This window comes from Glutamicibacter sp. BW80 (assembly GCF_002332385.1).
In the GTDB taxonomy this organism is placed as follows: Bacteria; Actinomycetota; Actinomycetes; order Actinomycetales; family Micrococcaceae; genus Glutamicibacter.
Genome location: NZ_NRGV01000053.1, coordinates 1 through 24,499, shown reverse-complemented (window position 1 = coordinate 24,499; position 24,499 = coordinate 1). Strand labels below are relative to the sequence as shown.

25 protein-coding genes are annotated in these 24,499 nt (G+C 62.0%); 20 read left to right on the top strand and 5 right to left on the bottom strand.

All coding sequences use genetic code 11. The annotated features are described in order from the left end of the window. Window positions 1-215: 215 nt before the first annotated feature. From CIK76_RS14990 to CIK76_RS19130, 5 genes are all read left to right on the top strand, one after another. Window positions 216-1,424: a hypothetical protein gene (locus CIK76_RS14990; RefSeq protein ID WP_096287884.1), complete on the top strand. Its 1,209-nt coding sequence runs from the start codon at window positions 216-218 to the stop codon at window positions 1,422-1,424. Between the two features lie 834 nt (window positions 1,425-2,258). Continuing rightward, window positions 2,259-2,906, top strand: a complete 648-nt coding sequence (locus CIK76_RS14985; protein WP_141393575.1) for a DUF6308 family protein — start codon at window positions 2,259-2,261, stop codon at window positions 2,904-2,906. Window positions 2,907-2,999: 93 nt separating this feature from the next. Continuing rightward, complete coding sequence (locus CIK76_RS14980; RefSeq protein ID WP_096287880.1) at window positions 3,000-4,265, top strand: Fic family protein; 1,266 nt, start codon at window positions 3,000-3,002, stop codon at window positions 4,263-4,265. Between the two features lie 114 nt (window positions 4,266-4,379). Beyond that, window positions 4,380-4,751 carry a hypothetical protein gene (locus CIK76_RS14975; RefSeq protein WP_096287878.1) on the top strand — a complete coding sequence of 124 codons (372 nt, stop codon included), beginning with the start codon at window positions 4,380-4,382 and terminating at the stop codon, window positions 4,749-4,751. Window positions 4,752-5,122: 371 nt separating this feature from the next. Next, window positions 5,123-5,326, top strand: coding sequence for a hypothetical protein (locus CIK76_RS19130; RefSeq protein ID WP_105554615.1), 204 nt, complete (start codon window positions 5,123-5,125; stop codon window positions 5,324-5,326). A gap of 159 nt (window positions 5,327-5,485) precedes the next feature. Here CIK76_RS19130 and CIK76_RS14970 read toward each other — a convergent pair whose 3' ends face one another. Further along, the gene (locus CIK76_RS14970) at window positions 5,486-5,695 is read right to left on the bottom strand and encodes a hypothetical protein (protein WP_096287876.1); all 210 of its coding nucleotides are present in this window, start codon (window positions 5,693-5,695) and stop codon (window positions 5,486-5,488) included. A gap of 340 nt (window positions 5,696-6,035) precedes the next feature. Between CIK76_RS14970 and CIK76_RS19890 the strand changes: the two genes are divergently transcribed. Further along, on the top strand, window positions 6,036-6,164 hold the full coding sequence (locus tag CIK76_RS19890; RefSeq protein WP_255248498.1) for a hypothetical protein: 129 nt from the start codon (window positions 6,036-6,038) through the stop codon (window positions 6,162-6,164). A 134-nt stretch (window positions 6,165-6,298) separates the two neighbouring features. Here CIK76_RS19890 and CIK76_RS14965 read toward each other — a convergent pair whose 3' ends face one another. After that, entirely contained in the window at window positions 6,299-7,300 is a 1,002-nt protein-coding gene (locus CIK76_RS14965) for an iron-siderophore ABC transporter substrate-binding protein (RefSeq protein WP_096287874.1), read from the bottom strand. A 206-nt stretch (window positions 7,301-7,506) separates the two neighbouring features. On the opposite strand from CIK76_RS14965, the gene CIK76_RS14960 reads away from it, so the two are divergent. Together CIK76_RS14960 and CIK76_RS14955 are read left to right on the top strand one after the other, a co-directional pair. Then, window positions 7,507-8,454, top strand: coding sequence for an iron ABC transporter permease (locus CIK76_RS14960; RefSeq protein ID WP_255248497.1), 948 nt, complete (start codon window positions 7,507-7,509; stop codon window positions 8,452-8,454). A gap of 53 nt (window positions 8,455-8,507) precedes the next feature. After that, window positions 8,508-9,467, top strand: coding sequence for an iron ABC transporter permease (locus tag CIK76_RS14955; RefSeq protein ID WP_255248496.1), 960 nt, complete (start codon window positions 8,508-8,510; stop codon window positions 9,465-9,467). A 1-nt stretch (window position 9,468) separates the two neighbouring features. Here CIK76_RS14955 and CIK76_RS14950 read toward each other — a convergent pair whose 3' ends face one another. Then, the gene (locus CIK76_RS14950) at window positions 9,469-11,181 is read right to left on the bottom strand and encodes an AMP-binding protein (protein WP_096287868.1); all 1,713 of its coding nucleotides are present in this window, start codon (window positions 11,179-11,181) and stop codon (window positions 9,469-9,471) included. 247 nt (window positions 11,182-11,428) lie between these two features. Between CIK76_RS14950 and CIK76_RS14945 the strand changes: the two genes are divergently transcribed. The 3 genes from CIK76_RS14945 (at window position 11,429) to CIK76_RS14930 (ending at window position 13,982) form a co-directional block, all read left to right on the top strand. Continuing rightward, a complete protein-coding gene (locus tag CIK76_RS14945; protein ID WP_096287866.1) occupies window positions 11,429-12,298 on the top strand; it encodes a VOC family protein in 870 nt (289 codons plus the stop codon). 129 nt (window positions 12,299-12,427) lie between these two features. After that, window positions 12,428-13,687 (top strand): hypothetical protein, encoded by a 1,260-nt coding sequence (locus CIK76_RS14935; protein WP_141393574.1) that lies wholly within the window; start codon window positions 12,428-12,430, stop codon window positions 13,685-13,687. A gap of 46 nt (window positions 13,688-13,733) precedes the next feature. Further along, on the top strand, window positions 13,734-13,982 hold the full coding sequence (locus CIK76_RS14930; protein ID WP_096287860.1) for a hypothetical protein: 249 nt from the start codon (window positions 13,734-13,736) through the stop codon (window positions 13,980-13,982). Window positions 13,983-13,991: 9 nt separating this feature from the next. Here CIK76_RS14930 and CIK76_RS14925 read toward each other — a convergent pair whose 3' ends face one another. Both CIK76_RS14925 and CIK76_RS14920 read right to left on the bottom strand, forming a co-directional pair. Then, on the bottom strand, window positions 13,992-14,783 hold the full coding sequence (locus tag CIK76_RS14925; RefSeq protein ID WP_176484241.1) for an acyltransferase: 792 nt from the start codon (window positions 14,781-14,783) through the stop codon (window positions 13,992-13,994). Window positions 14,784-14,883: 100 nt separating this feature from the next. After that, window positions 14,884-15,237, bottom strand: coding sequence for a MerR family transcriptional regulator (locus CIK76_RS14920; RefSeq protein WP_255248495.1), 354 nt, complete (start codon window positions 15,235-15,237; stop codon window positions 14,884-14,886). 226 nt (window positions 15,238-15,463) lie between these two features. Between CIK76_RS14920 and CIK76_RS14915 the strand changes: the two genes are divergently transcribed. The 9 genes from CIK76_RS14915 to CIK76_RS14875 all read left to right on the top strand — a co-directional run. After that, on the top strand, window positions 15,464-16,987 hold the full coding sequence (locus CIK76_RS14915; protein WP_096287856.1) for a SulP family inorganic anion transporter: 1,524 nt from the start codon (window positions 15,464-15,466) through the stop codon (window positions 16,985-16,987). Window positions 16,988-17,057: 70 nt separating this feature from the next. Further along, entirely contained in the window at window positions 17,058-18,677 is a 1,620-nt protein-coding gene (locus tag CIK76_RS14910; protein ID WP_096287854.1) for an HNH endonuclease signature motif containing protein, read from the top strand. Window positions 18,678-18,902: 225 nt separating this feature from the next. After that, window positions 18,903-19,313, top strand: coding sequence for a 30S ribosomal protein S16 (rpsP, locus tag CIK76_RS14905; protein WP_096287852.1), 411 nt, complete (start codon window positions 18,903-18,905; stop codon window positions 19,311-19,313). A gap of 2 nt (window positions 19,314-19,315) precedes the next feature. Then, complete coding sequence (locus CIK76_RS14900) at window positions 19,316-19,555, top strand: RNA-binding protein (protein WP_096287850.1); 240 nt, start codon at window positions 19,316-19,318, stop codon at window positions 19,553-19,555. 155 nt (window positions 19,556-19,710) lie between these two features. Then, window positions 19,711-20,241, top strand: a complete 531-nt coding sequence (gene rimM, locus CIK76_RS14895; RefSeq protein WP_096287848.1) for a ribosome maturation factor RimM — start codon at window positions 19,711-19,713, stop codon at window positions 20,239-20,241. Between the two features lie 5 nt (window positions 20,242-20,246). Next, on the top strand, window positions 20,247-21,056 hold the full coding sequence (gene trmD / locus CIK76_RS14890) for a tRNA (guanosine(37)-N1)-methyltransferase TrmD (protein ID WP_096287886.1): 810 nt from the start codon (window positions 20,247-20,249) through the stop codon (window positions 21,054-21,056). Between the two features lie 235 nt (window positions 21,057-21,291). Beyond that, on the top strand, window positions 21,292-21,651 hold the full coding sequence (gene rplS / locus CIK76_RS14885) for a 50S ribosomal protein L19 (protein WP_096287846.1): 360 nt from the start codon (window positions 21,292-21,294) through the stop codon (window positions 21,649-21,651). A gap of 13 nt (window positions 21,652-21,664) precedes the next feature. After that, window positions 21,665-22,312 carry a signal peptidase I gene (lepB, locus tag CIK76_RS14880; RefSeq protein WP_096287844.1) on the top strand — a complete coding sequence of 216 codons (648 nt, stop codon included), beginning with the start codon at window positions 21,665-21,667 and terminating at the stop codon, window positions 22,310-22,312. Window positions 22,313-22,712: 400 nt separating this feature from the next. Beyond that, the coding region (locus tag CIK76_RS14875) for a S1 family peptidase (protein ID WP_096287842.1) at window positions 22,713-24,499 on the top strand (1,787 nt) is incomplete at its 3' end.

The window sequence follows — 24,499 nt, the reverse complement described above, 5'->3', positions numbered from 1 at the left end:
TGAAATACCCGGGCTAGCCAAGCCTCTGCCTCTCGGTTAGCCACCGTCCGGCGGAGGCTTGCTGCTTTCCAAGATTTTCTCAAGCAGGCAGCGCGGGCCGAAACTGCTTCACCCCGACGCCATGCCCGAATTAGACAGGATTTCGCGTGATTCCTGCCCATGCCTAAACTAGTGAGAAATCGATTGATCAAAGCGTGAAAAAGGGGTCCTAGATCGTGGACGATAATGAGTTCAGCTTTATCAACCTTGAATTTATCTTCGCCGGTTCAAAGCCTGAAGCGGCCGCTGATGTCCACGCCGTCCTCGCCGAACATCGGCTAGTCGGTTTTATCGACGGTGCGAGATCCCGGGAGCATGCCACGGAGGTGCTCGCCGAACTGGCGACATTGAACGATGCCAGGGACCCGGTGCTGTGCCAGCTCGGCCCGGAAGATGTACTCATCCAAGGCCCGCGGCTGACGGAGCTAGCCCACAATCTCAAAGCGGCAAGCGGTGCGCGGTATGTCTTGATCAACGGCGAGGAATTGGACGGCCCGGCCCCGGGAGAAGAACAGCTTGGCCAGTACGCTCCGGACGCGCAGTTATTCCAGGGCGCTACCCTGAAGGTCTCGGATCTGACACTTTCCCCGAGCGTCGAAGGCAAGACCTTCACGGTATTCAGAAATCTCGCCGGGCTGACGGTCCTGCCCAGTAATCCATTGGAAGAGCCCAACGTCTCGCGGTCCAGCCGGCCGTACCTGACGCTGACGCGCAGCGGCAGTGTGCTCACCGCATCGATCCACTCCAAGGGCCCGCTGCGGCCGCAGCTCTTCCCCGACCACGTGTCCTACCAGATCGATCTGGAACGCATGAGGATTCTTCAGGCCAGTACCGGCAGCGATGCGCAGTTGCTGTTGAGTGCAATGGACGAGTGGAACGACGGGGTCTACACGGACGACTATGAGATCGCGGATCAGCTGCTGGCAGCCGGCCCCGCGCGGGAAGAAGCAAAATCGATTCTGCGCGCGCCTCGCTCGGCGAACAATCTCAAAAGATTCCTGACACTTCATGGCTATGACCCGCGGAGCATCGACTTCGTCTCGGGCGCACCGGTTCCCGAAGACGCAAGAGAAATCCATGTCCACGGGGTACTGGACTCGATCCGCGTCACCTTCGAAGAGTTCGAACGCGAGGCCACCGGCCTGATGGGTTTGCTCTCCCGCACCGGGTGGAGCCCCCGGGCGTTGATTTTCTCCAGCGTGGCCGTCCTGGCCGCCGGAGCCATCGCAAACCGTGCCATGAAGACTTCGCCAAGGCTGTCCCGAGTGCCTCAGCCGCTGCGCCGGGGCCTCATGTTCTTCTGGTACTCGGACGGTGTGTATTACCTGGCCAGGGGAGTCAAGGAAGCGTTGGAACCGGTGCTGCAGCAAGCCAAGTCTTCCTGAAGCGACTAGCTCGGCGTCGCATCCCAGCTTGATTTAGCCACCCGTAGAAGGGCGGCGAAGCTATGAGTACTGGAAGGCAAGATTCGCAGTCAGTGGGATCCGAATTTGGCGCTCACACCGGCTCTGGAGAAGTACTCCTTCGGAGGCGACCACCACTGCAACGAGCCCAGCGGCCGCGGCCGGTCAACCCATGGTCCGAATCGGCGTGCGGGCAGCCGGGGGTCCCTCTTCCGTTGATTGCTGGTGGGTCTGGTATGCAGATCAATTCGGTCGTCGGCAACCACGGACCTGCGTCTAGCCGCGGCACCGGAAATAGGGATCGGCGAATCCGGGCGCTGCAGACGAGAGCGGAGCCATCGTCCCAGAGCGAAGCGGCTGATGCGAAAGGACAGCCTGAACCTGGACTTATTGATGCTCTACCGGTCGGCCGCTTCCTGTACTCAAGCATGACGGGGCCTGGCTTCTTCAGGACCATGAGCAGGTCGCTGAGCCCGTTCATCAACCGGGCCCTGTCAGGGGTGGCGCATTCGAATTACATCACCAACTCCTGATGCATGGCGATTCGCGAGGCGAGCTATCTTCGGGTGATCCGCTTCGTCATGTCCACTGGGCCTTAGGACTGTTCCATTAGACTTTAACATTTTCACCTCGGCACCGGCCCTGAGCGGAACGCATCGGAGACCCATTGAGCGTGCGTGATGGACTGCCAGGCGAAGGAGCAGCGAAGACTTCGTAGATCTGCAAGTGGACCTATACAAATCTGGGTTCTCTGGATTCGATGGGGAGCGGCTCATCAAAGCTCGGCGATACGCGCAAGCATGCCAAGATTCTCGGATGAGCGAAATGGTGAAGGTTGGCGGAGCCGAAAAGCCGCGAGATGAAGTGCTCGAGTACGCTGCAGACTATTTGAGGGGCATTGGGCGGTATGCTTATCCGGCCTATGATGCTTATCCCGGCACTGACAGCGATCAGGTAGGTGATGCTGACTTGCTGGCTATTTGCCTTTTGACCGCCGGTCAGAAACCGATCCCGATTTATTACGGGTTGCAGTCCCGCATACCGGATATGAATGAAGTCTTAGCACGACTCCCAAAAGACGAGCCGTTTGCCGAAGCTTCGCTAGAAACTCTGGAGACCATCACTGACTTCTTTGGGATCCTGGGTGCTAAGCCAACGACGCAGGTAGGCAAGACGAAGTTGCTGAAGGTCTTGCATCGCAAACGTCCTGAGCTCATCCCGCTCTTCGACGAGAACATTCGCCGTTGCTACAGCCTGATCGGCGCGGCACCGGTGCCACCGATCGGGTCGCGGACTCATCGTGACTTCGCCATCGCCTGGCTGCCGGAACTGCAAAGGGATGTGGTGCAACAAATGTCCGTGTGGCAAGAAATCGTAGCCATGGCCGACCCCGCGGTCTCCATCACACCGCTGCGCGCCCTCGATATCGTCGGGTGGGACTTAGGTACTCCTCGGCGGCAGTAGCTAAGTGGTAGTCGCTACCGCTCGTATTCCCATATATCTGACAATGTGGGAATATAGAACCTAGGCATTCCCACCCGAGAAAGGGGAGACTCCTTGGATCAACCACGTGTCCCACGAGGTATCAGCTCTGGAGCGCAGTTCGCTCAGCGTCACCGTTCCGAACCAGGAGTCAGCCTACCGGCAGCCGAATGGCCATCCATTGCCTATGAGGAAAAGCAATGGGAAGCACAGCACGATCCGGCCCAGTCGCGACGACAGCGACTGAGAGCACGAGGTCCCTACCAAGCTGCCATCGTCCCCAACATCGCTAACGCCAACCCGGCAATCTCCGGACAGGCCGCAGCGCTGGTGGAGGAAGCGACCATCGAAACGGTCCGCTTCGACCGCGACTTGGGTGACGACGCCGCACCATTCGCAGCCCTGCTCCTGCGAAGCGAATCCGCAGCCAGCTCCCAAATCGAGAACCTGACCGTCGGGGCTAAACGCATCGCCTTGGCCCAATTAGGAGACCGCTCCAGCAGCAACGCAGCTCTGGTGGCCTCGAACATCTCCGCGATGGTGGCCGCAGTCGACTTGGCCGACAACCTGGATGAAACCAACATCCTGGCCATGCACCGCGCCTTGATGGCTAGCTCTGAACCGGAAATGGCGGGTCGCTACCGCACCGAAGCGGTGTGGATCGGCGGCAACTCCCCGCACGCAGCCATGTTCGTGCCTCCTAGCCATGAACGAGTTCCGCAGGACATGGAGGACCTGATCAGCTTCATGCAGCGCGATGACATCCCGGCGCTGACCCAAGCGGCGATCGCCCACGCTCAATTTGAGACCATCCATCCTTTTCCGGATGGCAACGGACGCACCGGACGCGCATTGGTTGGGTCCATGCTGAGGAACAAGGGGGTTACCGAGAAGGTCACCATTCCCGTCTCTTCTGGCCTGCTGACCGACACCAAGGCGTACTTCGATGCGTTGGGAGCTTTCCGCGAGGGGCAGATTGAACCGATTGTGGAGATGTTCGCCGAATCCACCTTCCGGGCCACCGCCAATGGGCGGCAACTGGCAGAGGACATCCGCATCATTCGCCAAGAGATCTACACCGGGTTCGGACGCACCCCAGGTGAAGGGCTGAAGTGGGCAATCGAGCTGATCGTGCGCGAGCCGGCCATCACCGCCCAGATGCTCAGTGACACTGCAGGGCAGTCCTCCAGCGCCGCATACCGCAATATCGATCGCCTGGAACAATTGGGAGCCCTGAAGCTTTCGGGACATATCAACGGACACCGGGTATGGGTCGCACCGAAGGTCATTGAGGCGTTGGACAACTTTGCCTCCAGAGCTGGCCGACGCGCGCGCGGTTGAAGCGCAGAAGGACTCCTAGCAGTGACTATGCAGGAATATTCCAGTCATAGGAGTGTCATACGGGAGGAAAACGGCGTATGACGGAGAGACGAACCTAGGTGAGGGAGGCTCCCAATGACTATCATGCCAACTTCAGCGCGTGGCCACTCGGTCCGGGCTGCAGAATCAGAGGTCGTTGAAGCACTCACTGGCTTCCTGCCCATGGTGCTGATCGCTTCCGGCGCAGGAGTCAAAGACCCAGGCCAGGTACGCAAGTGGAGCAGTGGGGCGCTGAAGCCCACCGCGGCGTCCGCTGCCCGGCTTCGCTTCCTCCTGGATCAAGCTTCATGCATTGCCCAGAACCAATCGCAGGAGATCGCTGCCGCATGGCCGACCCCGGTTAACGAGCAGCTCGATTACGAGTTGCCTCCGAAAGCCATTCGCGAAGAGCGGTACAAGGACGTGGCTGAAGCCGCTAAGTCCTTCGCGAACGGCTACGTAGGTTGAACCAGTGGATCTGTCAGGAGACGGGCCTCTCGATTGTTGAGGGGTCCTGGTTGGGTCCCATTGGGCAGTCCTGCAGCTATGCGATAGCCAACTGATTCTCTCAAACCCATTCATCCCAAAACCGAGCCTGCATCAACCCATCCAAGGAAGCATGGGGCAGCTTCACTTCGCCGAGGTTGGTGCCGACTGTTATTCACGGCAGAACTTTCAAACCGAAAGTAGATCGCGGCGAACTTCTACTGCCGCTCAACCCAGGTACGTCCGCTGAATGTGATCGTATCGACAAGCTTTAAAGACTGACGGACAGCTTCATCTCTTTCAAACCTGATCGAGGCGATGAACTCCTCGGCGCGGCTTGATGGCAAAGCCTCGTGCTCACAGTTGTTGCCATTTCAGAAATTGCCCATATGGATGAGGGCAAACTTTCTTTTGCCTCGTTTTGCGGCTCGAATCGCGAAGTGGTGAACTTCGCGATCGCCAGCGTGGGCGCCCGCGGGATAGAAAATGAACTCGGTTGCTCGGTTGAGGAACAGCTGGTTGATAGCATCCGGCCGCAGCTCATGCAGTCCTTTTGAGCGCGCAGGCGCTCTAGACGGAACCCGACTGCTGCCGGCGGTCTGCCCGTTCTGCGAAGGCTTCCAGGGCATTGAGCATCTCGGGAGCGAGCCAGAATCTGCCCCGTTTGGACCTGAGGTAGTCGAGTCCCAGCTCTGCTTCCAGAACCGCGGCATTTATCACGGGTCGGCTTTCCAGAAGTCTGCAATCGATGTGACGTCCTCGGCAAGTTGTGTGCCGTTCCTGATTGCCCGGAATGAGGCTTCCGAGCAGAGCGTGATGATCGGCTCGGGATTGCCATCGCGGTACGCATCGAGGCAGCGGTGGTAGGCGCCGATGTCCGCCAGAAGACCGGCAGAAACGGGAGTTGACATGTTGCGCGCGACCACGTGGCGTACCTTCTATCGCTTATCCGGTTATCTGATAGAAAGCGATCCACCGGCTATCGCTTAGGGGGATCTTCCCGATGGTCTCGAAGGATTCTGGATCCCTGGGGTAAGAACTCGCAAGCGTCTTGTGTTGAATCCGCCAATGCAGGTCCGAGCCCGAATCCCGGATGGGAATTTTTCTACGGACTGCTTTTCCGGTATCCAGCTGCAACACCGTACATTCGCATTTCGCTGGCGGACGAAAGCTAGAGAATAACTGCCGCTTATCCTAGGCTAGGGCTAACGGGGTACCCTCCCCATTTTTGGAAATGCCCAGCATTTCCGGCAAGGACGGCACATTATGTCGAACAAGTCACCACGCAAGAGCGATGCGAAAAAACCCGGTAAGTCCATTAAGGAAAAGCGCGCCGAAAAGCGCTTGAAGCATGCTGACACGGCCACCGAGCCGGTGCGGAAGTCAGCCAAATAATTAAGAGCCAGCCATGAGCGCTGTGCACTAAGCACTAAGCACTAAACACCAATCGAGCCCCTGTACCGCAGCGAATGATCGCCGGGCAGGGGCTCGATGGCGTTCTGCCGCCGGTTATTGGCGGGCAATCCAGCTTAGGGGAGCTGCGGATCCACGTCGAAGTGCTCGGCCACCTGGGTGATGACCTCATTGGCGCCCTGGAGCGAGACCGAGGAGAGGAAGATCGAGTCGTCCACCGGCAGCACCTCCCCGGTCAGCTTCTTCCACAGCGGGTTGGAGGTGAACTTCTTTTCCTGATCCCGCGAGGCGTCGCCCTCGGCGCCTTCCGGTGCCCAGGTGGACTGGAAGATGACCTCGGCGTCGGCCTTCAGGATCTCCTCGGAAGACAGCGGTACGAAGATGGACTCGGTGGTGTCCGGAGCGTCCTTGGGGCGGGGAATGCCCATATCCGCCATGATTTCACCGATGAAGGAATCCGTGGCGTAGAGCCGGGCGGTGTCTTCGCCAGCAAAGCGCACCAGCGAATAGGTGGTATCGGCCTGCTGGGCGAGGATTTCCTTGCCCACGGCAGCCGCGCGGGTTTCGTAGTCGGCCACTGCCTGCTCCGCCTCGCTCTTCTTGCCCAGCGTCTCGCCCAGCAGCACGACGTTCTCCTTCCAGGTCGGTCCGGTGGACTCGGAGAAGATGGTCGGGGCGATCTTGTTCAGCTGGTCATACATGCCGCCCTGGCGCACGTCGGCGGAGATGATGATGTCCGGGTCTGCGGCCAACAGCTTTTCGAGATCCGGCTCGGTGGTGGTGCCCACGTTCACCGCGTCGTCGGTCAGCTCGGTGACATCTCCGAGGTATTCGGGGAAGGGATTGCCGGACTTGCGGTACTCGGTGTACGCCACGAGTTCGGCGCCAAGCAGCAGCGTGGCGTCCACATAGGACGGATCCAGCGCCGCCACGCGCAGCGGGCGTTCGGCCAGCTCGGTCTGACCGCGGAAGTGCTCGATGGTGACCGGGAAGCCGGAATCTGCGGATGCATTTTCCTTGGCGGGAGTCTCGGAGGTGGCGGTGCCGCCGCAGGATGCGAGGGTGAGGGTTGCGGCGGCCAAGGCAGCAGTGAGGCCGATCAAGCGCGAAGTATGCATGCGAGTGCTTTCCGTGAAGATGATTTACTTATTGGCGCATAGTCTAATTCTTAGACGCGAGCTTAGGTAAGGGTAAACTCAATCTGCGAAATGTACAGTAGCATGGTTCTGGCCCACTTGGGCAACATCCCGCGTCGCACGAAGGGTAACGAGTCATTTCACGTAGCACAGCACGGGCCGCCAGCCTGCTCGCCCTTTCCCTCGGTGTGATCGCCGCGGTGCTGCTGAGCCTCTGGATCGGCAGCAGCACCTCGAGCATCGCCGAACTGCGCCATGCCCTCTTCAGCCCCGATGAGCGGGTCAGCGACATCGCCATCCGGGAGATCCGCTGGCCGCGTACCGTCACCGCGCTGGCCGCCGGGGCCGCGCTGGGCATGGCCGGAACCCTGATCCAGGGCCATACCCGCAACCCGATTGCCGAACCGGGCCTGCTGGGCATCAACCAGGGAGCCGCGCTGGCCATCGTCTCGGTGGCCGTGTTCTCCGGACCGCTGCAGCCCTGGCCGCAAGCGCTGCTGGCCTTGGGCGGCGCACTGGCGGCGTCCCTGATAGTTTTCGGCATCGGCCGGGTGGACGGACGCGGCGCCTCGCCGATCACCCTGGTGCTCGTCGGAGCGGCGGTGACCGCGCTGTGCGCCGGAGTGGTCTCCGCCATCGTGCTGCTCAGCGAGGCGGCGTTGGAGACGCTGCGCTTCTGGCAGGTCGGTTCCGTGGTCCAAGGCTATGACTCGTTCCTGGCGCTCTGGCCGCTGCTGCTGGCCGGGACCGGACTCGCCCTGGCCAATGCGCGCGGACTCAACGCCCTGACCCTCGGCGAGGACTCGGCCCGGGCCCTGGGCATCACCGCGCCCCGGGCGCGCGGCATCGGGTTGGCGGCGATCGTGATGCTCTCCGGTCTGGCCGTCACCCTCGCCGGCCCCATCGCCTTCCTCGGCCTGCTGGTGCCGCATGTGGCGCGGCGGATCTTCGGCGCGGACTACCGCTGGGTAATCCCGGGCTCCGCGGTCAGCGGAGCGTTGCTGCTGGTGTTGGCCGACGTGCTCGGGCGCATGCTGGCGCGTCCCGGCGAACTTCCGGTCGGCGTGGTGGTGGCCATGCTCGGCGCGCCCTTCTTCATTTATGTGGCCCGGCGACGCAAGCCGGTCACGGTATGAGCGCCCGGCGCACCGCGCCGACGGCGCTGCTGCTGTTCCTGGCCGCGCTGGCGGTGCTCTGCCTGCATCTTTCCATCGGCGGCACCCCGATTCCGCTGCCCGACGTGGTCAGCAGCCTGCTCGGCATATCCCCGGATCCGCGCACCGAGCTGGCCATTAGGGAATTCCGGCTGCCGCGCAGCCTCGCGGCCTTATTCGCCGGCGTCGGCTTCGGCGTGGCCGGCGCGCTGACCCAAACCGTGGCGCGCAACCCGCTGGCCAGCCCGGATATCCTCGGGGTGACCAACGGCGCGGCGCTCGGCGCCGTCGCGCTGCTGGCGCTCACCAGCCAGGTGCAAGGGCTGCCGATGTTCCTGCACGCCTACGGGCTGCCGATCGCCGCCACGCTGGGCGGCCTGCTCGTCTCGGCGCTGGTCTTCTCGCTGGTCTGGCACAGCTCGCTGGAGAGCAACCGGCTGGTGCTCGTGGGACTGGGCATGAGCGGGCTCTGCGCCGCGTTGACCTCGTGGATGCTGACCCTGGGCGATGTGTACAACGCGCAGCAGGCATTGACCTGGATGGCGGGCACCGTCAACGGCGTTTCCTGGGCGGATCTGGCCATCGCCCCGCTGGTCATCGCCATAGGCGTCGCGCTGGCCGCGGCGCTGCGCAACCAGCGCGAAGTGCTCGCCCTGGACTCGGATACCTCCCGCGCGCTGGGCATGGACCTGGGCCGGGACCGCATCATCATGCTGGGCCTGGCCACAGCGCTGGCGGTGGCCGCGACGGTGATTGCCGGGCCGCTGGCCTTCGTCGCGCTGGCCAGCGGGCACGCCTCGCGCTTGATTGCGCGCAGCACCGTGCCGCCGGTTGCGCATAGCGCGCTGGTGGGCGCGATCTTCGTGCTGCTTGCGGATTTGGCGGCGGCGCGGCTGTTCTCCGTGGTGCTTCCCGCGGGCGTGGCCACCGCCGTGATCGGCGCGCCGTACCTGATCTATCTGGTGATCCGCCAGACGCGGGTGCGCAGCGCCTGAGCTAGGCGCGCGGACGCAGCGCGGGGAAGTCCGAATCACGGAATTCGGTGCCCGCGACCACGCCGGTGCGGTGCCGGTCCTCCTCGGCCCGGCGCAGCTCGACCCGGCGGATCTTGCCCGAGATCGTCTTGGGCAGGTCGGCGAATTCAATCCTCCGGATGCGCTTGTAGGCCGCCAGATGCTCGCGGCAGAAGCACAGAATGCTTTCCGCCAGTTCGGGGGAGGGCTCATAGCCCGCCGCCGGGACGATATACGCCTTGGGCACCGTCAAGCGCAGGTCATCGGGCGCCGGAACCACCGCCGCCTCGCCGACGCCGGGGTGCTCGATCAGCACCGATTCCAGCTCGAAGGGGCTGAGCTTGTAGTCACTGGACTTGAACACGTCATCGGCGCGGCCCACATAGGTGAGCACCCCGTGTTCATCGCGTTCGGCGATGTCTCCGGTGTGGTAAACCCCGTCCCGGAACACCTCGGCGGTCTTCGCCGCGTCCTCGAAGTAGCCCTTCATCAGCCCCAGGGGCCGCGGCGCGGTCACCAGGCAGATCTCGCCGATATCGCCTTCCGCGCCGGTGGCCGGATCGCGGAGCACCACCTCGTAGCCGGGCATCGGGCGGCCCATCGCGCCGATGGTGATGCGCTCTCCGGGCGGGTTGGCGATCTGCACGGTGGTCTCGGTTTGCCCGAAGCCGTCGCGGATCACCTGCCCCCAGGCGCGCTGCACCTGATCGATGACCTCGGCGTTCAGCGGTTCCCCGGCGGAGACCAGCTTGGTCGGGGGAGTGTGAAGCAGCGACAGGTCCGCCTGGATCAGCAGCCGCCACACGGTGGGCGGCGCGCAGAAGCTGGTGACCTGCTCCTTGGCCATCTGGCCCATCAGCGCCGCGGCGTCGAATCGTTCATAGTTGTAGATGAAGACCGTGGCCTCGGCGATCCACGGGGTGAACAGGTTTGACCAGGCGTGTTTTGCCCAGCCCGGGGAGGCCACATTCAGGTGCACGTCGCCTGGCTCCAGTCCGATCCAGAACATCGTGCTCAGATGTCCCACCGGGTAGGAGGTGTGGGTGTGCTCGACGAGTTTTGCCTTGGAGGTCGTTCCCGAGGTGAAGTAGCGCAGCAGGGTCTCATCGGCTCGGGTCGGCTCGCTCAATTCGAACTCGGCCTTGGCGGTGAGCGAGTCCTCGTAGCTGAGGATCCCGCCGGCCGGTGCGCCGCCGATCTGGATCAGCCGGTAGTCTCCGCGGGCCGTCTCGAACTTGTGCATTTCCGATTCATTGGTGATCATCCAGGACACGTGGCCGCGTTCGATCCGGTCTTCGAGGTCTGCCGGGGTCAGCTGGGTGGTGCAGGGGACGAGCACCGCTCCGAGCTTGATGCCGGCCAGCATCGTTTCCCACAGCTCAACCTGGTTGCCGAGCATCACGGCGATCGAGTCCGAGCGCTGCACGCCCTGGTCGCTGAGCCAGCGCGCGAGCTGGGTGGAGCGATCCGAGAGCTGCCGCCAGCTGCGCCGGGTCGAGCTGCCGTCGAGTTCGGTGATGATCAGCGCCGGCTCCTCGCCTCGCTGCGGATCCGCGGCGAGGTGGTCGAACCAGTCGGTGCCGAAATTGAAGTGGGTGAACTCGGGCCAGCTGAAGGATTCCCTGGCCTTCGAGTAATCCTTGCGGAGCTCCAAGAGCTGGTTGCGGGCGGCGCGGAATTCCTCGCTGACGTTCATAGATGTCCTCCAACTTCCGTGTGGCTTCAAAAGGTGACCTGCGTTACGTGCCAACCTACTTGGAAGTCAAAGCATTTCAAAGCACCCGCGCGCTGCCTTTGCTTGATTTGCGCATCGCGAGGCACTGGTGCTCGCCGGATACTAGGGGGTGCCTGCTGGTGATCAGCAGAACACTTGAAGCTTCAACTAAATTGGAGTAGAGTAGGAATCAAGAACAGTCGACCGGTACCCAGAAAGGCCTCTCACCATGACGATCCTCCCAGCAGACAAGCTCTCCGCAGACCTCCAGATGAATGCCGTCCAGCTCAAGGTGGGGGACATGAAGGCCATGAGCGGCTACTACCAGCGGGCCCTCGGGCTTCAGGTGCTGGGCGAATCCGCTCAGGGCACGCGCCTCGGCCGCGGCGCGCAGACCCTGGTGAACCTGCAGAGCGCGCCGGAGCTCCAGCTGCCGGCCGCCGGCGAGGCCGGCCTCTTCCACACCGCGCTGCTCTTCGAAACCCAGGCGGATCTCGCCGCCACCGTGCTCTCCGCCGCGCAATTCGACCAGAGCCGCTTCGTGGGCAGCTCGGACCACCTGGTCTCCGAGGCCTTCTACTTCACCGATCCGGAAGGCAATGGCATCGAGCTCTACTGGGACCGCCCGCGCGAGGCGTGGTCGTGGTCCGATGGGCAGGTTGCCATGGACACCGTGCACCTGGACCCGAACGCTTTCCTCAACTCGCACCTAAGCGAGCAGGCCATCGCCGCGCAGCGCACCGCGGAGGCGGAAATCGGCCACGTGCACCTGCAGGTCGGAGACGTGGCCACCGCCCGGGCGTTCTACGTCAATACCCTGGGCTTCGATGAGACCACTTCCCTGGGCAACCAGGCCCTCTTCGTCTCCGCCGGCGGCTACCACCACCACATGGCGATGAACGTGTGGAATTCGCGCGGCGCCGGACCGCGCAAGGACACCCTCGGATTGGGAGAGGTGCTGATCAACGTCCCGACCGAGGAGGAGGTCGGCAAGCTCGCCGAACGCTTGAGCTTCGCAAAGGTGGAAAACCACCACACCGGAGCCGAGCTGCGCTTCATGGATCCCTGGAACAACCAGCTGCGCGTGGCGGTCGGCTAGCTATTGCGCCGCCGGATCGGCGGAGTACCGGCCGCGCGTATTGCCCCGGCCGTTTTCGCCTTGCGCATATCCAGATTCGTTGCGCGGTGGTAATCTCCAGTCATCGGATGCGGAGAGGGGTGACCGGCGATGGCCTCGAATGAGGGTGACAGGCTTCGGAGCATGGTTATCGCCTCGCCCAAGTGGGTGCACCGCAGAATCCAGACCAGTGACCACACAACACCTGGCCGGGTACTGCTGAAGAATTCCCTGGATTTGACCCCGCCGGCTTCGGCACGAATAGCAGGCAGCAGTTCCCGGGTGGTCATTCCCATCGCGATCCTCGATAAGAAGGTGTTAACCGGATTCTGGGTCAGGGACAGTTCGGGAGCTCCGCTGGCCGTGATTAATCAGGAACGGTCAACCCGACTGGTGGCGGACATGCTGGTCAGCGTCGTTGAGCAGGCGGGAATCGAATTCACGTCCAATGCTGCCGAACGCCGGGCGCAGCTAAAATTTGTCAATAATTCCGAAGCCATTGCTCCGGTTCCACCGACCGCATTGCTTGAGGCCTATCCGCAGTTGCAGGCGGCCAATCCCACGATCCGGTTCATCAACGACTTCATCCATTTGCTCGCGAACTCATGGGTTGTGCTCGTGGAAGTCCCCGAGGGCGCCTTGGGGCAGCGAACCATTCTCAGCTATGGGTACGATCTGCCCATGAACCCGGTTCCGCCGCCAAGGATTCTCCAAGACAACGACGTCTACAGTTTCGACGTGTCCGATCCCGGGTTTTCGCGAAGCCTGCATCATGAGGTACTGGTCCCGCCAGAGCTTGCGATTTTCGAAACCAGCCTCGAGCACGGCAGCGTGAACGGACGCGTGGTCAGAAGCATTGCCACTGCAACCACCCTGGGTCCGATATCTCATATCCAGAACCTGATTTTCATTCCGCGTTTCGCCAAAGCCGGAGTGGAATTCCGAATCCGGCCCGCTCCGACGGGCATCAGCGCGTTCACCCGGTGGGCCTTGCTCCTAGCCTGGGTATTCATCCTCGCCAGCTTCGCGATTTGGCTGGGTCCGACCGATTACTACCTGAGCCGGAATTGGTCGGGCTCAATTTCCTCCTCGGTGATACTCGTTGCGCCGGCGCTTTTCATGTCCTGGATGGCACGGGCGCCCGAGCCGGGGGTTGTGGCCAGGGCCCTATACCGGCTCCGCCTGATCAATATTCTCCTGGCCCTGTCGATGCTGACCATGGCCGGAGCCCTATCCGTCCAGTGGTCGCCGCGGATGTGGACCCTGCTCTGGCTGATTGCCTACGCATTTGGCGCCCTCGCGCTGGGGTTCTGGTTGGCCGAGCGGGCCGTGCGCAAGCCGAGGAAATTTTCTCCCCGCGGCAATGGTTGAAATAAGCCAAAGCTCGTATGCTGAAGGTAGCCGAAAGGAGATCACCATGAGCCCTCTGCCCAGCATGGACCCGGAAACCGGACTGCCGCAGAGCAGCAACCAGTTGGCGATCTCCTACGCCGAATCCACTCTCGACAATCACGCGGCGCATCTCGTTGACAGCTACCGGAAGATGCCCATCGAAGGCGTATACAAGGATCTGGGCAGCGTCGCGGAGTACGTGGAGCTTATGGAAAAGCTGGGAGGGCTCTCGGCGGGCGAAAGCTCCGAGGCCCAGGGCTGGACCGTCGAATAGCGCAAGGGGCTAGGCGCCGGTGATCCTGCCAATTTTCGCCGCGGCGCGCCGGATGAGGTTTTTCGGCAGCTGGCTTTGCACCTGCGGCATCGCGATCGCCGCGTGTTCCTGCGCTTCGACGGTGTCGTTCCAGTACGCCTGGCTCTTGGTGACCGTGGAGGCATCGGGCTTATAGGGCGGGGTGTGGAAGGAGAGGTGCGGGCGCTCCCAGGCGATATTCTTGCGCAGCACCCGCGCCGGGGTGCCCGCGGCAATGACATTGTTCGGAATCTTGCCGGTGACCAGGCTGCGGTAGCCGATCACCGAGCCGTCCCCGATGCTGGCGCCGGCCAGCAGGGCGGCCTGCGCGCCGATCCAGTCATGGTTGCCGACCGTGATGTCCTTGGCCGGGTTGATCCGCTTGCCGGTTTTCACGTCGAAGATCGGGTGCCCGTCATCGGCGCGGAACTGGTTTCCGCTGGCGATCATCACATCATCGCCGAAGCGCACCGACACCCCCTCCACCGCGCTGACCAAGGCCTTGGCGGTGGTGGTCAGGTCGCGTCCGATCTGCACCGTGGCATCCTGCCCGATGCGGATGTTCAGCTGCCAGCCCTTCTTCTTGCTGGGGCCGATGAGCAGCGTCCCGTTGTCGCAGTCGAACACCAGGTCCAGCCGGCCGATCTTGGCCTCCGGGTCGACCAGCACGCGGTTGTTTTTCCCGCGGATCTTGATCGTTATGTTCTTCTCGAAGACGGTGGGGGACTCGATCCGGTTCCCCAGCTCATCCTCGTAGCTGCTGAGCGCGGTAAGTTCAATCACGCTGATGACTCTAGGCGGTCAAGCCGGCCGGCGGGCCGGATCCCGGCCGATTCGCAGGGCACTGCCAGCTGCTTCATCCTTGGCGTGCAGGTGGTGCAGACTAGCGGGCGCGCAGGTCCTCGAGGAAGGAGTCGGCGCGTTCGAGGTTCAGCGCGAGCTTATTGCGCTTCTCGGTGGCCCGCTGCAGGTAGTCCGCGAGCAGGGCGCGGGCGGGCGCATTCTGCGGATCGCCGGCCAGGGTATCCACGGTGTCCAGCAGCGAGCCCATCTCCTCCAGGGTGAAGCCCAGCGGCTTCATCGAGCGGATGACCAGCATGCGCGCCAGATCGGCGGCGGTGTAGATCCGGAAGCCGCCCTCGCTGCGTGTGGTCGCCGGCAGCAGGCCCACCTCGTCATAGTGGCGGATGGTGCGCTGGGAGAGGCCCGTGGCCTCGGCGATGTCCCCGATGTGCATTCTCGACGCGGCCTCGGTCCCGGTTGGCTTGTCCATGTGGTTCTCCTTTGTCCCTCGGATTTAAACTCTACCCTTACGTTAAGGTAGGTTTTAAATCGGTTGCTGCGCCGCCGGGGCCATTCCCACCCCCGGCCAGGTTTAGCCCGGCGCAATGGCGCGCACACCCCACTGATTCTATGCAACGCGGCGCCCCCGCGCTCGCCCCATCCTTTGAACGGAGCCATCAATGGCCACGAAAACCACGGCAGAACACCCGGTTCCCACGCCGGAAGAGCGCCAATCGGTGCTGCGCACGCTCAAATCCCCGCGGCTGCTGAAAACCGAGCTGCTCGCCGGGCTGGTCGTCGCCCTGGCCCTGATCCCCGAGGCCATCGCCTTTTCCATCATCGCCGGGGTGGACCCGCGCCTCGGGCTCTTCGCCTCCTTCACCATGGCGGTGTCCATCGCCTTCCTCGGCGGGCGCCCGGCGATGATCTCCGCGGCCACCGGCGCCATCGCGCTGGTCATCGCGCCGCTGGTGGCCAGCCACGGCATCGACTACTTCATCGCCGCGGTCATCCTGGCCGGCATCTTCCAGGTGCTGCTCGCGCTGCTCGGCGTGGCCAAGCTGATGCGCTTCATCCCGCGCCAGGTGATGGTCGGCTTCGTCAACGCCCTGGGCATCCTGATCTTCCTCTCCCAGGTCCCCGAGCTGCTCGGCGTGCCCTGGCTGGTGTACCCGCTGGTGGCTCTGGGGCTGCTCATCGTCTTCGGGCTGCCCAGGCTGACCACCGCCGTGCCGGCCCCGCTGGTGGCCATCGTGGTGCTGACGCTGATCACCGTGCTCGCCTCGCTGGCCGTTCCCACCGTGGGGGACAAGGGCCAGCTGCCAGAATCCCTGCCGGCGCTGTTCTTCCCGGATGTGCCGCTGAACTTCGAAACCCTGCAGGTGCTCTTCCCCTACGCGCTGGCCATGGCCTTCGTGGGTCTGCTGGAGTCCTTGATGACCGCCAAGCTGGTGGACGATGTCACCGACACCCGCTCGAATAAGACCCGTGAATCCTGGGGGCAGGGCGCGGCGAATATCATCACCGGCTTCTTCGGCGGCATGGGCGGCTGCGCGATGATCGGGCAGACCATGATCAACGTGAAGGCCTCCGGGGCGCGCACCCGCATCTCCACCTTCCTGGCCGGGGTGTTCCTGCTGATCCTGGTCGTCGTCCTGGGCGATATCGTGGCGCTGATCCCGATGGCCGCGCTGGTCGCGGTGATGATCTTTGTATCCGTGGCCACCTTCGACTGGCACAGCATCAAGCCCGCCACCCTGCGCATGATGCCCAAGAGCGAAACCACCGTCATGCTGGCCACCGTCGTGGTCACCGTCGCCACGCACAACCTGGCCATCGGCGTGGGGGTCGGGGTGCTCACCGCGATGGTGCTCTTCGCCAACCGGGTGGCCCACCTGGTCACCGTCGAACGCCGCCTGGAGGAGCACTTCGGGGTGCAGATCGCCAAGTACGAGGTCAACGGCGAGCTCTTCTTCGCCTCCTCCAACGATCTCTACACCCAGTTCGACTACGCCGAGGATCCGGACCGCGTGGTCATCGACATGTACAACTCGCACCTGTGGGACGCCTCCACCATCGCCTCGCTGGATGCCATTACGGAGAAGTACGAGAACTACGGCAAAACCGTTCAGATCGAGGGTCTGAATGCCGCCAGCCTGAAGATGCGCGAACGCCTGGGCGGAAAGCTCGGCGGCGGGCACTAGCCCGGCCGAAGTTCTCCACAGCCCGTCGGTGCCGGCCGCGCACGCCCGGAAACGGCGTGATGATGGCTGCATGAGTATTTCCCAGCTAGCGGCCGGACTGACCGGACTGCGTGAATTCGTGACCGGGAGCATCCCGCAAGGCGCCATCGCCGTGCTCCTTGAGGTCATGGAGCTGTGCCTGGAGGTACTGCAGAAGCTTTCGGCGCGGCTGCGCGACTCAACGGACCCGCGGGTGGCCGCCGCCCACGCGCTGTGCATCGAAAACATCTTCCGCTACGCCGTGCGCGAGCAACTTCGCTCGGCGGCCCACTGCGAGGGAACCGGCGCGCATCTGCTCGCCGAAGAAGAGCTGAGCGCGGTGCGTGACCAGCGGGCAGATTATTCCCGCCCGGCACGCCAGGAATCCGGTCGCACCCTCTACCGGAATGCCGCCGAGTTCACCGCCGGCTGGCTCGGGCTGGAATTCCACGAGGCGGACCGGCGGGTGCGCGACGCCCACCTGCTGGTGGCCCGGCGCAATATGGACGGCAGCGCACTCTCGCCGCGCTTCGCAGAACTCGCAACGCTGCATTCGGCGCATGAAAGCCTCGACCCACGACGTGTCGCGAAAACCGCCCGCAGCCTGGAGCAGCTGGAACCGGCAGATACCAGCTTCCAGGGCGCACCACTGGACCCGGTGGCAACGCACCACGACGGCCGGCCGATGCAGGCGCACGCGGTCAAGCTGCTCACCGAAGAAGACCTGGCCACCGGGGACAAGAAATTCTCGGACCTGCTGGCCGGCTACCGCAAATCCCACGAACCGGCCGCCGAGCCCGAATGCGGGTTCTTCAGCCGCGGCACCCGCAACGGGGTGGATACCTACCTGGTGCGCGTCAAGGGAGCCCAAGCCGAGCAATTCCGCTCATTTGTCGGACAGGCGGACAACCCGCGCACGCGAAGCGGCAAGGCGGCGCGCGCCGCCAAGCAACCGGCGCCGGCCCCCGAGTCGCTGTTCGACAGCGACCGGCCCGCCCCCGCGTGGGCGCAGATCCCGGATGAGCAAGAATCCTGCGCACCGGACACCGACGGAAATCTCGCTCCCGGCCCGGAGGCGCCAGCAGAGCCCGCGGATCATGCAGCCGAAGCGGATCAAGCCACGGTGGCCCAGCGCCGCCTGAACGCGCTGCTCGCCGCCTTGACCCACTCGGCACCGGGCGCCAAGACCGTTACCCCGCAGATCCTGGTGAACATGCAGGCGCAGAACCTCGAAGATCTGGCCCAGGCCAAGGGGCTGACCGCACACGGTGTGGAACTTGAGCCCGGCGAGCTTCGCCAGCTCCTCTGCGATGCCCACATCATCCCGATCGTCTTCGGCGGCAAGGGCCAGGTGCTCGATGTGGGCAGATCCCAACGGCTCTTCCCGGAGCCGATCAAGCGAGCGGCCTTCGCCCGGGACCGCGGGTGCATCGTGCCCGGATGCACGGCCCCGCATGAAATGCTCGAATACCATCATTGCAACTGGTGGGAACGCGGCGGAAAGACCTGCGTGGAAAACTGCGCGGTGCTCTGCCGGCAGCACCATACGGCAATCCATCGAAGATTGCTGAGAATTGTCATGGTCGATGGCCTGCCGCACATCCTGCTGCCCAAATATCTGGACCCGGCGCAAATACCGCGGCGCAATAACTACTTCTCCGCCGTCGCCTGACGCGAGCCTGCCCGGAGCCCGGGAGATACCGGCTCAGTAGCGCATCCCACAAAGATTGAGTTGGTATCGCTTGTGAGTCTCTGGCATGATTGGAAGGTACTCGATTTATTGTGGACCCTCTCTCCGTGATAGATCCTGTCCTTTTTTAGAGTTGAACTAGTACGGCCTGCCCCACAGGCGCGAAACGTTTGGCTCGCCCATGTTGAGAAACAGGAGACCACTAAAGTGGCCGTAAAGATTCGTCTGAAGCGCTTCGGTAAGATGCGCGCACCTTTCTACCGCGTTGTTGTTATGGACTCGCGCGCCAAGCGCGATGGCCGTGCCATCGAGGAGATCGGCAAGTACCACCCAACCGAGAACCCATCGGTTATCGAGATCGATTCGGATCGTGCACAGTACTGGCTGTCCGTTGGCGCTCAGCCAACCGAGCAGGTACACGCACTGCTGAAGATCACCGGTGACTGGCAGAAGTTCAAGGGCATCGAAGGCCAGGAAGGCACCTACCAGGTTGCCGAGCCTAAGCCAGCATTCGTTGCTCCTGATAAGGGTTCGGTGATCCTCAAGGAGGCCATCACCAAGAAGGCTGAGAAGCCAGCTGCCGAGCCGGCAGAAGCTGAAGCCACCGAGGCGGAGTAATCATGCTCGCCGATGCGCTGGACCATTTGGTTCGCGGGGTAGTCGAGGAACCGGAAGACGTCAGGGTTGCCCTGAAGTCCCACCGCCGCGGCGACCTGCTCGAAGTGCGGGTGCACCCGGATGATCTCGGTCGTGTGATCGGTCGCCAGGGACGTACCGCACGGGCACTGCGTACCGTGATGGCAGCGTTGGCTAAGGAGCCGATTCGTGTTGATGTAATCGACACCGATCGTAGCCGCTAGCCAAGCAACTTTGAGGTCAGGCGCAAGCTGATCTCACCACAGAAGGAGTTTCCGCTCAACAGGGCGGAAACTCCTTCTCGTGTTTCACCCGCCAGCTTTTGGCACCACAGCGCGTGGCACCGTCCCGTGAATCCAAGGAGAATGATCACCAGATTATGCGATTGCAGGTAGCACGTATCGGCAAGCCCCACGGAATCCGTGGCGAAGTGACCGTTCAGGTCCTCACCGACGTCCCAGATGAGCGTTTCGCACCCGGAGAGGTGCTCCACGTCATCGACGGTCCGGTCAAAACCTTGACCGTCAGCAAGTCGCGCTGGAACAAAACCATTCTTTTGGTCGCCTTCGAAGAAATCAAGGACCGCAACACCGCAGAAACCCTGCGCCAGGCCCGCCTCGAAATCGAGGTCACCGGCGAGGAAGAAAGCGAATCGGACGAATGGTACGAGCATGAGCTACTCGATCTGAAGGTGATGCACGAAGGCACGCAGGTCGGTGTGATCACCGCGCTGCGCACCAACCCGGCACAAGACCTCTTGGTCTTCGAGGACAACAATGGCGAGGAGATCTACCTGCCGTTCGTGGACGAATTTGTCCCCGACGTTGATCTGGAAGCCGGCACGCTGACCATTACCCCGCCATCCGGGCTGCTGCAGCTGAACCAGGACGATTCCGAGGAAGAAAAGTAAGCATGATGCGCATCGACGTAGTCTCCATCTTCCCGGAGTACCTAGCACCGCTGGATCTATCGCTGATTGGCCGCGCCCGCGAGGGCGGCATCCTCAACTTGAACGTCACCAACCTGCGTGATTTCACCACCGACCGCCACCACAAGGTCGACGACACGCCATTTGGCGGCGGCGCCGGCATGGTGATGATGCCTGAGCCCTGGGGCCAGGCGCTGGACACCGTGCGTGCCTCGGCCCCGGCGGATCGCAAGCCAATCTTGATCGTTCCTTCCCCGGCCGGAGCAGTATTCGACCAGCAGATGGCCTATGACCTCGCAGAAGAAGAGCACTTGGTCTTCGCTTGCGGCCGCTACGAAGGAATCGACGAGCGCGTCATCGAATACGCGCACGAGAACTTCACCGTCATTCCCGTCAGCATCGGGGACTACGTGCTCAATGGGGGAGAAGTAGCGGTGATGGTCATGGTTGAGGCCATTGCCCGACTCATCCCGGGAGTGATCGGCAACCCGGAATCCCTGGTTGAAGAATCCCACTCGGATGTGCTGCTCGAATACCCGGTATACACCAAGCCTGCCGCTTGGCGCGGCCGCGAGGTGCCGGAGGTATTACTCGGCGGCAACCACGCGCGAGTGGCGCGCTTCCGCCGCGACGAACAGATTCGCCGCACCGCCACCCGCCGCCCGGATCTCATTCAACTGCTCGATGCGAGCAAGCTGAACCGCAAGGACCGCGACGCGCTCTGGCACTCCGGATTCGCCGTCGTCGACGGTGAAATCATCGCAAAATCGGAGCTGGACTGGGCTAAAGAGTCCTAGATCACCATCGAGCCGGGTGCGCGTGCTCGCGCCCCTAGGCAGAATATGGCAAAATTGTTTCTTGGTGTGTTTTTGTCCTACTCCTGCCACAGGGGGATGAGGGACACGGGAAAACCGCCGCATCGGCAGCGACAGGCTGCCGGTGGTAACACGTTTCGGAGAGATCGCCTTATCGGTCGATGGGCTCCGCTACGAGGATTCGGTGACCTGTGGCATTGATCCTAGAGGATGCACAATGCATATTCTTGACTCAGTAGATGCAGCTTCGCTGCGCTCCGACGTTCCAGCCTTCGCTCCGGGTGACACCCTGAAGGTTCACGTCAACATCATCGAAGGTAAGAACTCGCGTGTTCAGGTTTTCCAGGGCTACGTCCTTGGTCGCCACGGCTCCGGCCTGGGCGAGACCTTCACCGTGCGTAAGGTTTCCTTCGGTACCGGTGTTGAGCGTACCTTCCCAGTCCACTCCCCAATCATCGACAAGATTGAGGTAGTGACCAAGGGCGACGTGCGTCGTGCAAAGCTTTACTACATGCGCGATCGTCACGGCAAGGCTGCACGTATCCGCGAGAAGCGCGACTTCAGCGGCAAGAAGTAATCTCTGTTCTCTGATGAACGAGATTGCTAGCCCTGAGCGAGCAATCACGAAGCGCCGGACCTGGTTTTGGGTCTGGCGCTTCGTTGTTCTCGCCGTTATCTGTGGACTTATCACCACCCTATTCATCCGCGCACTGGTGCTGGATGTCTACCGCATCGAGTCCATCTCGATGCAGAGCACGCTTAATCCCGGGCAAAGTGTCATGGTCGACCGTCGCGCCTATGCCGACGCCGATCCACAACGCGGGGATGTGATCGTCTTCGACGGCCGCGGCTCATTTCTTCCATATGCCCGCGCATCGTTCGCCGATGACCTGCTCGGCGCGCTGCGCCTCAGTGGAACCGAAAATACCTATATTAAACGCGTGATTGCCGTCGGCGGTGACTCGGTAGACTGCTGCGGTTCGGATGGGAAACTCAGCATCAACGGTGCGCCGACAGACGAGCCCTATATATATGCAGGAAATGCGGCCAGCGAACAAGATTTCTCGGGGGTCGTCCCCGAGGGCCGGCTGTGGGTCATGGGCGATCACCGGTCAAGGTCTGAAGATTCCAGAGCCCTGCTCGGATCCAGTGGCGGCGGGATGATCAGTATCGACCGGGTCGTCGGCAAGGCCACGCAGATTGTTTGGCCGCTGGATCAGCGCACCGGCATCGAGTAATAAGCCCGCAACATCCCTGAGTTGGCGAAAAACTTTAAAAACTTTTCACTCAGCGCGAATATCCCCAAATGATAAATGCTTGAAAATACAAGATTTTCTGGTGTGGCTGAGAATTCATTGCGAATTCTCAGGTCGCACTTAGCTGACTAGCGATAAGTAACCGAACTGCAATCTTAAACTATTTCCCTGGTTCGGCATCGATTCGAGACAAGATCCTTCGGTGATGGAATGACAGGGGTAAATGTTCGCGTGAATATCTCCGTTTGTTGGACTCGCTCCTTGAAACTCCCTCTGTAAAACCGATATTGTTTCAATTTGGTAACAACACACTGCTCTGAAGTGCGCCCAGACCGGGTCGCGACCTTCAAGCGATCGCACCACTTAACTGGGAGAAGCATTAATGCCAAAACCAAAGAACATGACTGCGCAGCGCGGCATCGTCGCTGCCGCGGCCACCGCACTGGTGGTTGGCGGTAGCTTCATTGCTCCCGCAGTCGCAGCCGATAAGGCTGAAAGCACTCCGGCCCCTTCGCAGAGCCCGAGCGTTACGCCATCGGCCTCGGATGTTGCAGTTGACACCAAGGGCTTGGACGAAGCAATCGAGCGCGACTTGAACAAGTCGCCAGAGAAGTACCTTGAAGATGCAAAGGCAAACGACACCGTTGCCGAGGTCACCAAGAAACTTGAAGCTGAAGGCGTAAAGGCCAAGGCAAACGTCAAAGACGGCAAGGCCGAGGTTGAAGTTGGCGCCAAGGATGCCAAGAAAGCCAAGGAAATTGTTGTCGCAAGCTCAGCTCCTAAGGCTGTCAGCCTGAAGATCAACGCTGAGGTCGGCAAGATCTCCAACGTGAATGACGTCTACGACGAACTTCGCGACAATGTTGCACCAGCCGAAATGACTCGACTGACCGCCATCATGAATACCGGTACCGGTAAGCCATTCGAAATCGTTGCAAGTGGCCCAGCCAGCATCGAGAAGAAAGCTAAGCCAAAGGCCACCGCCACCAAGGCAGCAGAAGAAGAATTGCTGACCTTGGAAGAGTTCGCCGAAGAAGCAACCAACGTCAAGCTCGTGGAGGGCAGCGAGGTAAAGCCTGGCGCCCTGACCGACATCTACGGTGGCATGGGCTATGGCGCAGCGCGCACCGGCGACAATGTCGAGGGCCTTTGCTCAATAGGCTTCAACGCTTGGAACCCAGAGGGAGCCGATGCAGTCCTGACTGCAGGGCACTGCACCGAAGATGGCGCATTCAAGAACACCTTCGTCGTTGAGCACACGGCACCAAATGAAGTAGAAGGCATCAGCGCTGCGCTCGGTACCTTTGGGTTTAGCCAGTTCGGTGGACCGGACAACTATGGCGTGCCGATCACCCCGGACCTGACGCAGGATGATCTGAACGACGCGGAACCAGGTACCGATATCGCCGTCATTGACGACATCAACCCTGAACTGACGCTGCACAATGAAGTAACGCAGTGGCCAGCTGGCGAGGATGAGCGTTCGAAGGTCATCCAGGTAACCGGCGTTTCGAAGGCTGCCGTCGGTTCCGAGGCTTGCTCGGTGGGTCGCACCACCGGTTGGAGCTGCTCGACCATTCTCGGCGAAGGTATGTTCTTCGTCGGAGGCTACGATGATGACATTCGTGCCGTTTGGGGCTACACCGCCGAGAACCCTAACCAGGGGATTCTGGACCAGGGCGACTCCGGTGGAGCAGTGCTCGTTGGAAACAAGGCTGTTGGCATCAACTCTGCGAACTCCGGCGGCGAAGACGGCATCGAAGACAATGCCGACGATCTCGCTTTCTACACCTCGCTCGCTGACGTCAAGGCAAAGAACTACACCGGTGGTTACACCGTCAAGTTCGCTGTGAACACCCCGGCTCAGAGCTCGCCAGCAGCTGGCGCTGAGGTCAAGCCAGGAGCAACCATCACCGGTAAGGTTGAAGGCCCTTCGGCCGGCACCCAGGTTCGTATCGTTGTCGACGGCAAGCTGTACAAGCTTGCTGATGTCAAGGCAGACGGAACCTTCTCCTTCGTCGCACCTGCAGAAGAAGGCGAGTTCAGCTTCCGCATGACCGCAGTGAACGGCTTCAACAAGTCGGGCAATGCAACTGGTTCGGTACTCGTTGCGGCGCCGGAGCCAACTCCGACTCCGACGCCGACCCCAACTCCTACCGAGGAGCCAAC

What these genes read in the sequence shown, in the direction of transcription:
- CIK76_RS14985 (WP_141393575.1), top strand. Translation starts at nt 2,259, where the DNA reads ATGAGCGAAATGGTGAAGGTTGGCGGAGCCGAAAAGCCGCGAGATGAA.
- CIK76_RS14975 (WP_096287878.1), top strand. Translation starts at nt 4,380, where the DNA reads ATGACTATCATGCCAACTTCAGCGCGTGGCCACTCGGTCCGGGCTGCA.
- CIK76_RS19890 (WP_255248498.1), top strand. Translation starts at nt 6,036, where the DNA reads ATGTCGAACAAGTCACCACGCAAGAGCGATGCGAAAAAACCCGGTAAG.
- CIK76_RS14965 (WP_096287874.1), bottom strand. Translation starts at nt 7,300, where the DNA reads ATGCATACTTCGCGCTTGATCGGCCTCACTGCTGCCTTGGCCGCCGCA.
- CIK76_RS14950 (WP_096287868.1), bottom strand. Translation starts at nt 11,181, where the DNA reads ATGAACGTCAGCGAGGAATTCCGCGCCGCCCGCAACCAGCTCTTGGAG.
- CIK76_RS14945 (WP_096287866.1), top strand. Translation starts at nt 11,429, where the DNA reads ATGACGATCCTCCCAGCAGACAAGCTCTCCGCAGACCTCCAGATGAAT.
- CIK76_RS14935 (WP_141393574.1), top strand. Translation starts at nt 12,428, where the DNA reads ATGGCCTCGAATGAGGGTGACAGGCTTCGGAGCATGGTTATCGCCTCG.
- CIK76_RS14930 (WP_096287860.1), top strand. Translation starts at nt 13,734, where the DNA reads ATGAGCCCTCTGCCCAGCATGGACCCGGAAACCGGACTGCCGCAGAGC.
- CIK76_RS14920 (WP_255248495.1), bottom strand. Translation starts at nt 15,237, where the DNA reads ATGCACATCGGGGACATCGCCGAGGCCACGGGCCTCTCCCAGCGCACC.
- CIK76_RS14915 (WP_096287856.1), top strand. Translation starts at nt 15,464, where the DNA reads ATGGCCACGAAAACCACGGCAGAACACCCGGTTCCCACGCCGGAAGAG.
- CIK76_RS14910 (WP_096287854.1), top strand. Translation starts at nt 17,058, where the DNA reads ATGAGTATTTCCCAGCTAGCGGCCGGACTGACCGGACTGCGTGAATTC.
- CIK76_RS14900 (WP_096287850.1), top strand. Translation starts at nt 19,316, where the DNA reads ATGCTCGCCGATGCGCTGGACCATTTGGTTCGCGGGGTAGTCGAGGAA.
- rimM (WP_096287848.1), top strand. Translation starts at nt 19,711, where the DNA reads ATGCGATTGCAGGTAGCACGTATCGGCAAGCCCCACGGAATCCGTGGC.
- trmD (WP_096287886.1), top strand. Translation starts at nt 20,247, where the DNA reads ATGCGCATCGACGTAGTCTCCATCTTCCCGGAGTACCTAGCACCGCTG.
- rplS (WP_096287846.1), top strand. Translation starts at nt 21,292, where the DNA reads ATGCATATTCTTGACTCAGTAGATGCAGCTTCGCTGCGCTCCGACGTT.
- lepB (WP_096287844.1), top strand. Translation starts at nt 21,665, where the DNA reads ATGAACGAGATTGCTAGCCCTGAGCGAGCAATCACGAAGCGCCGGACC.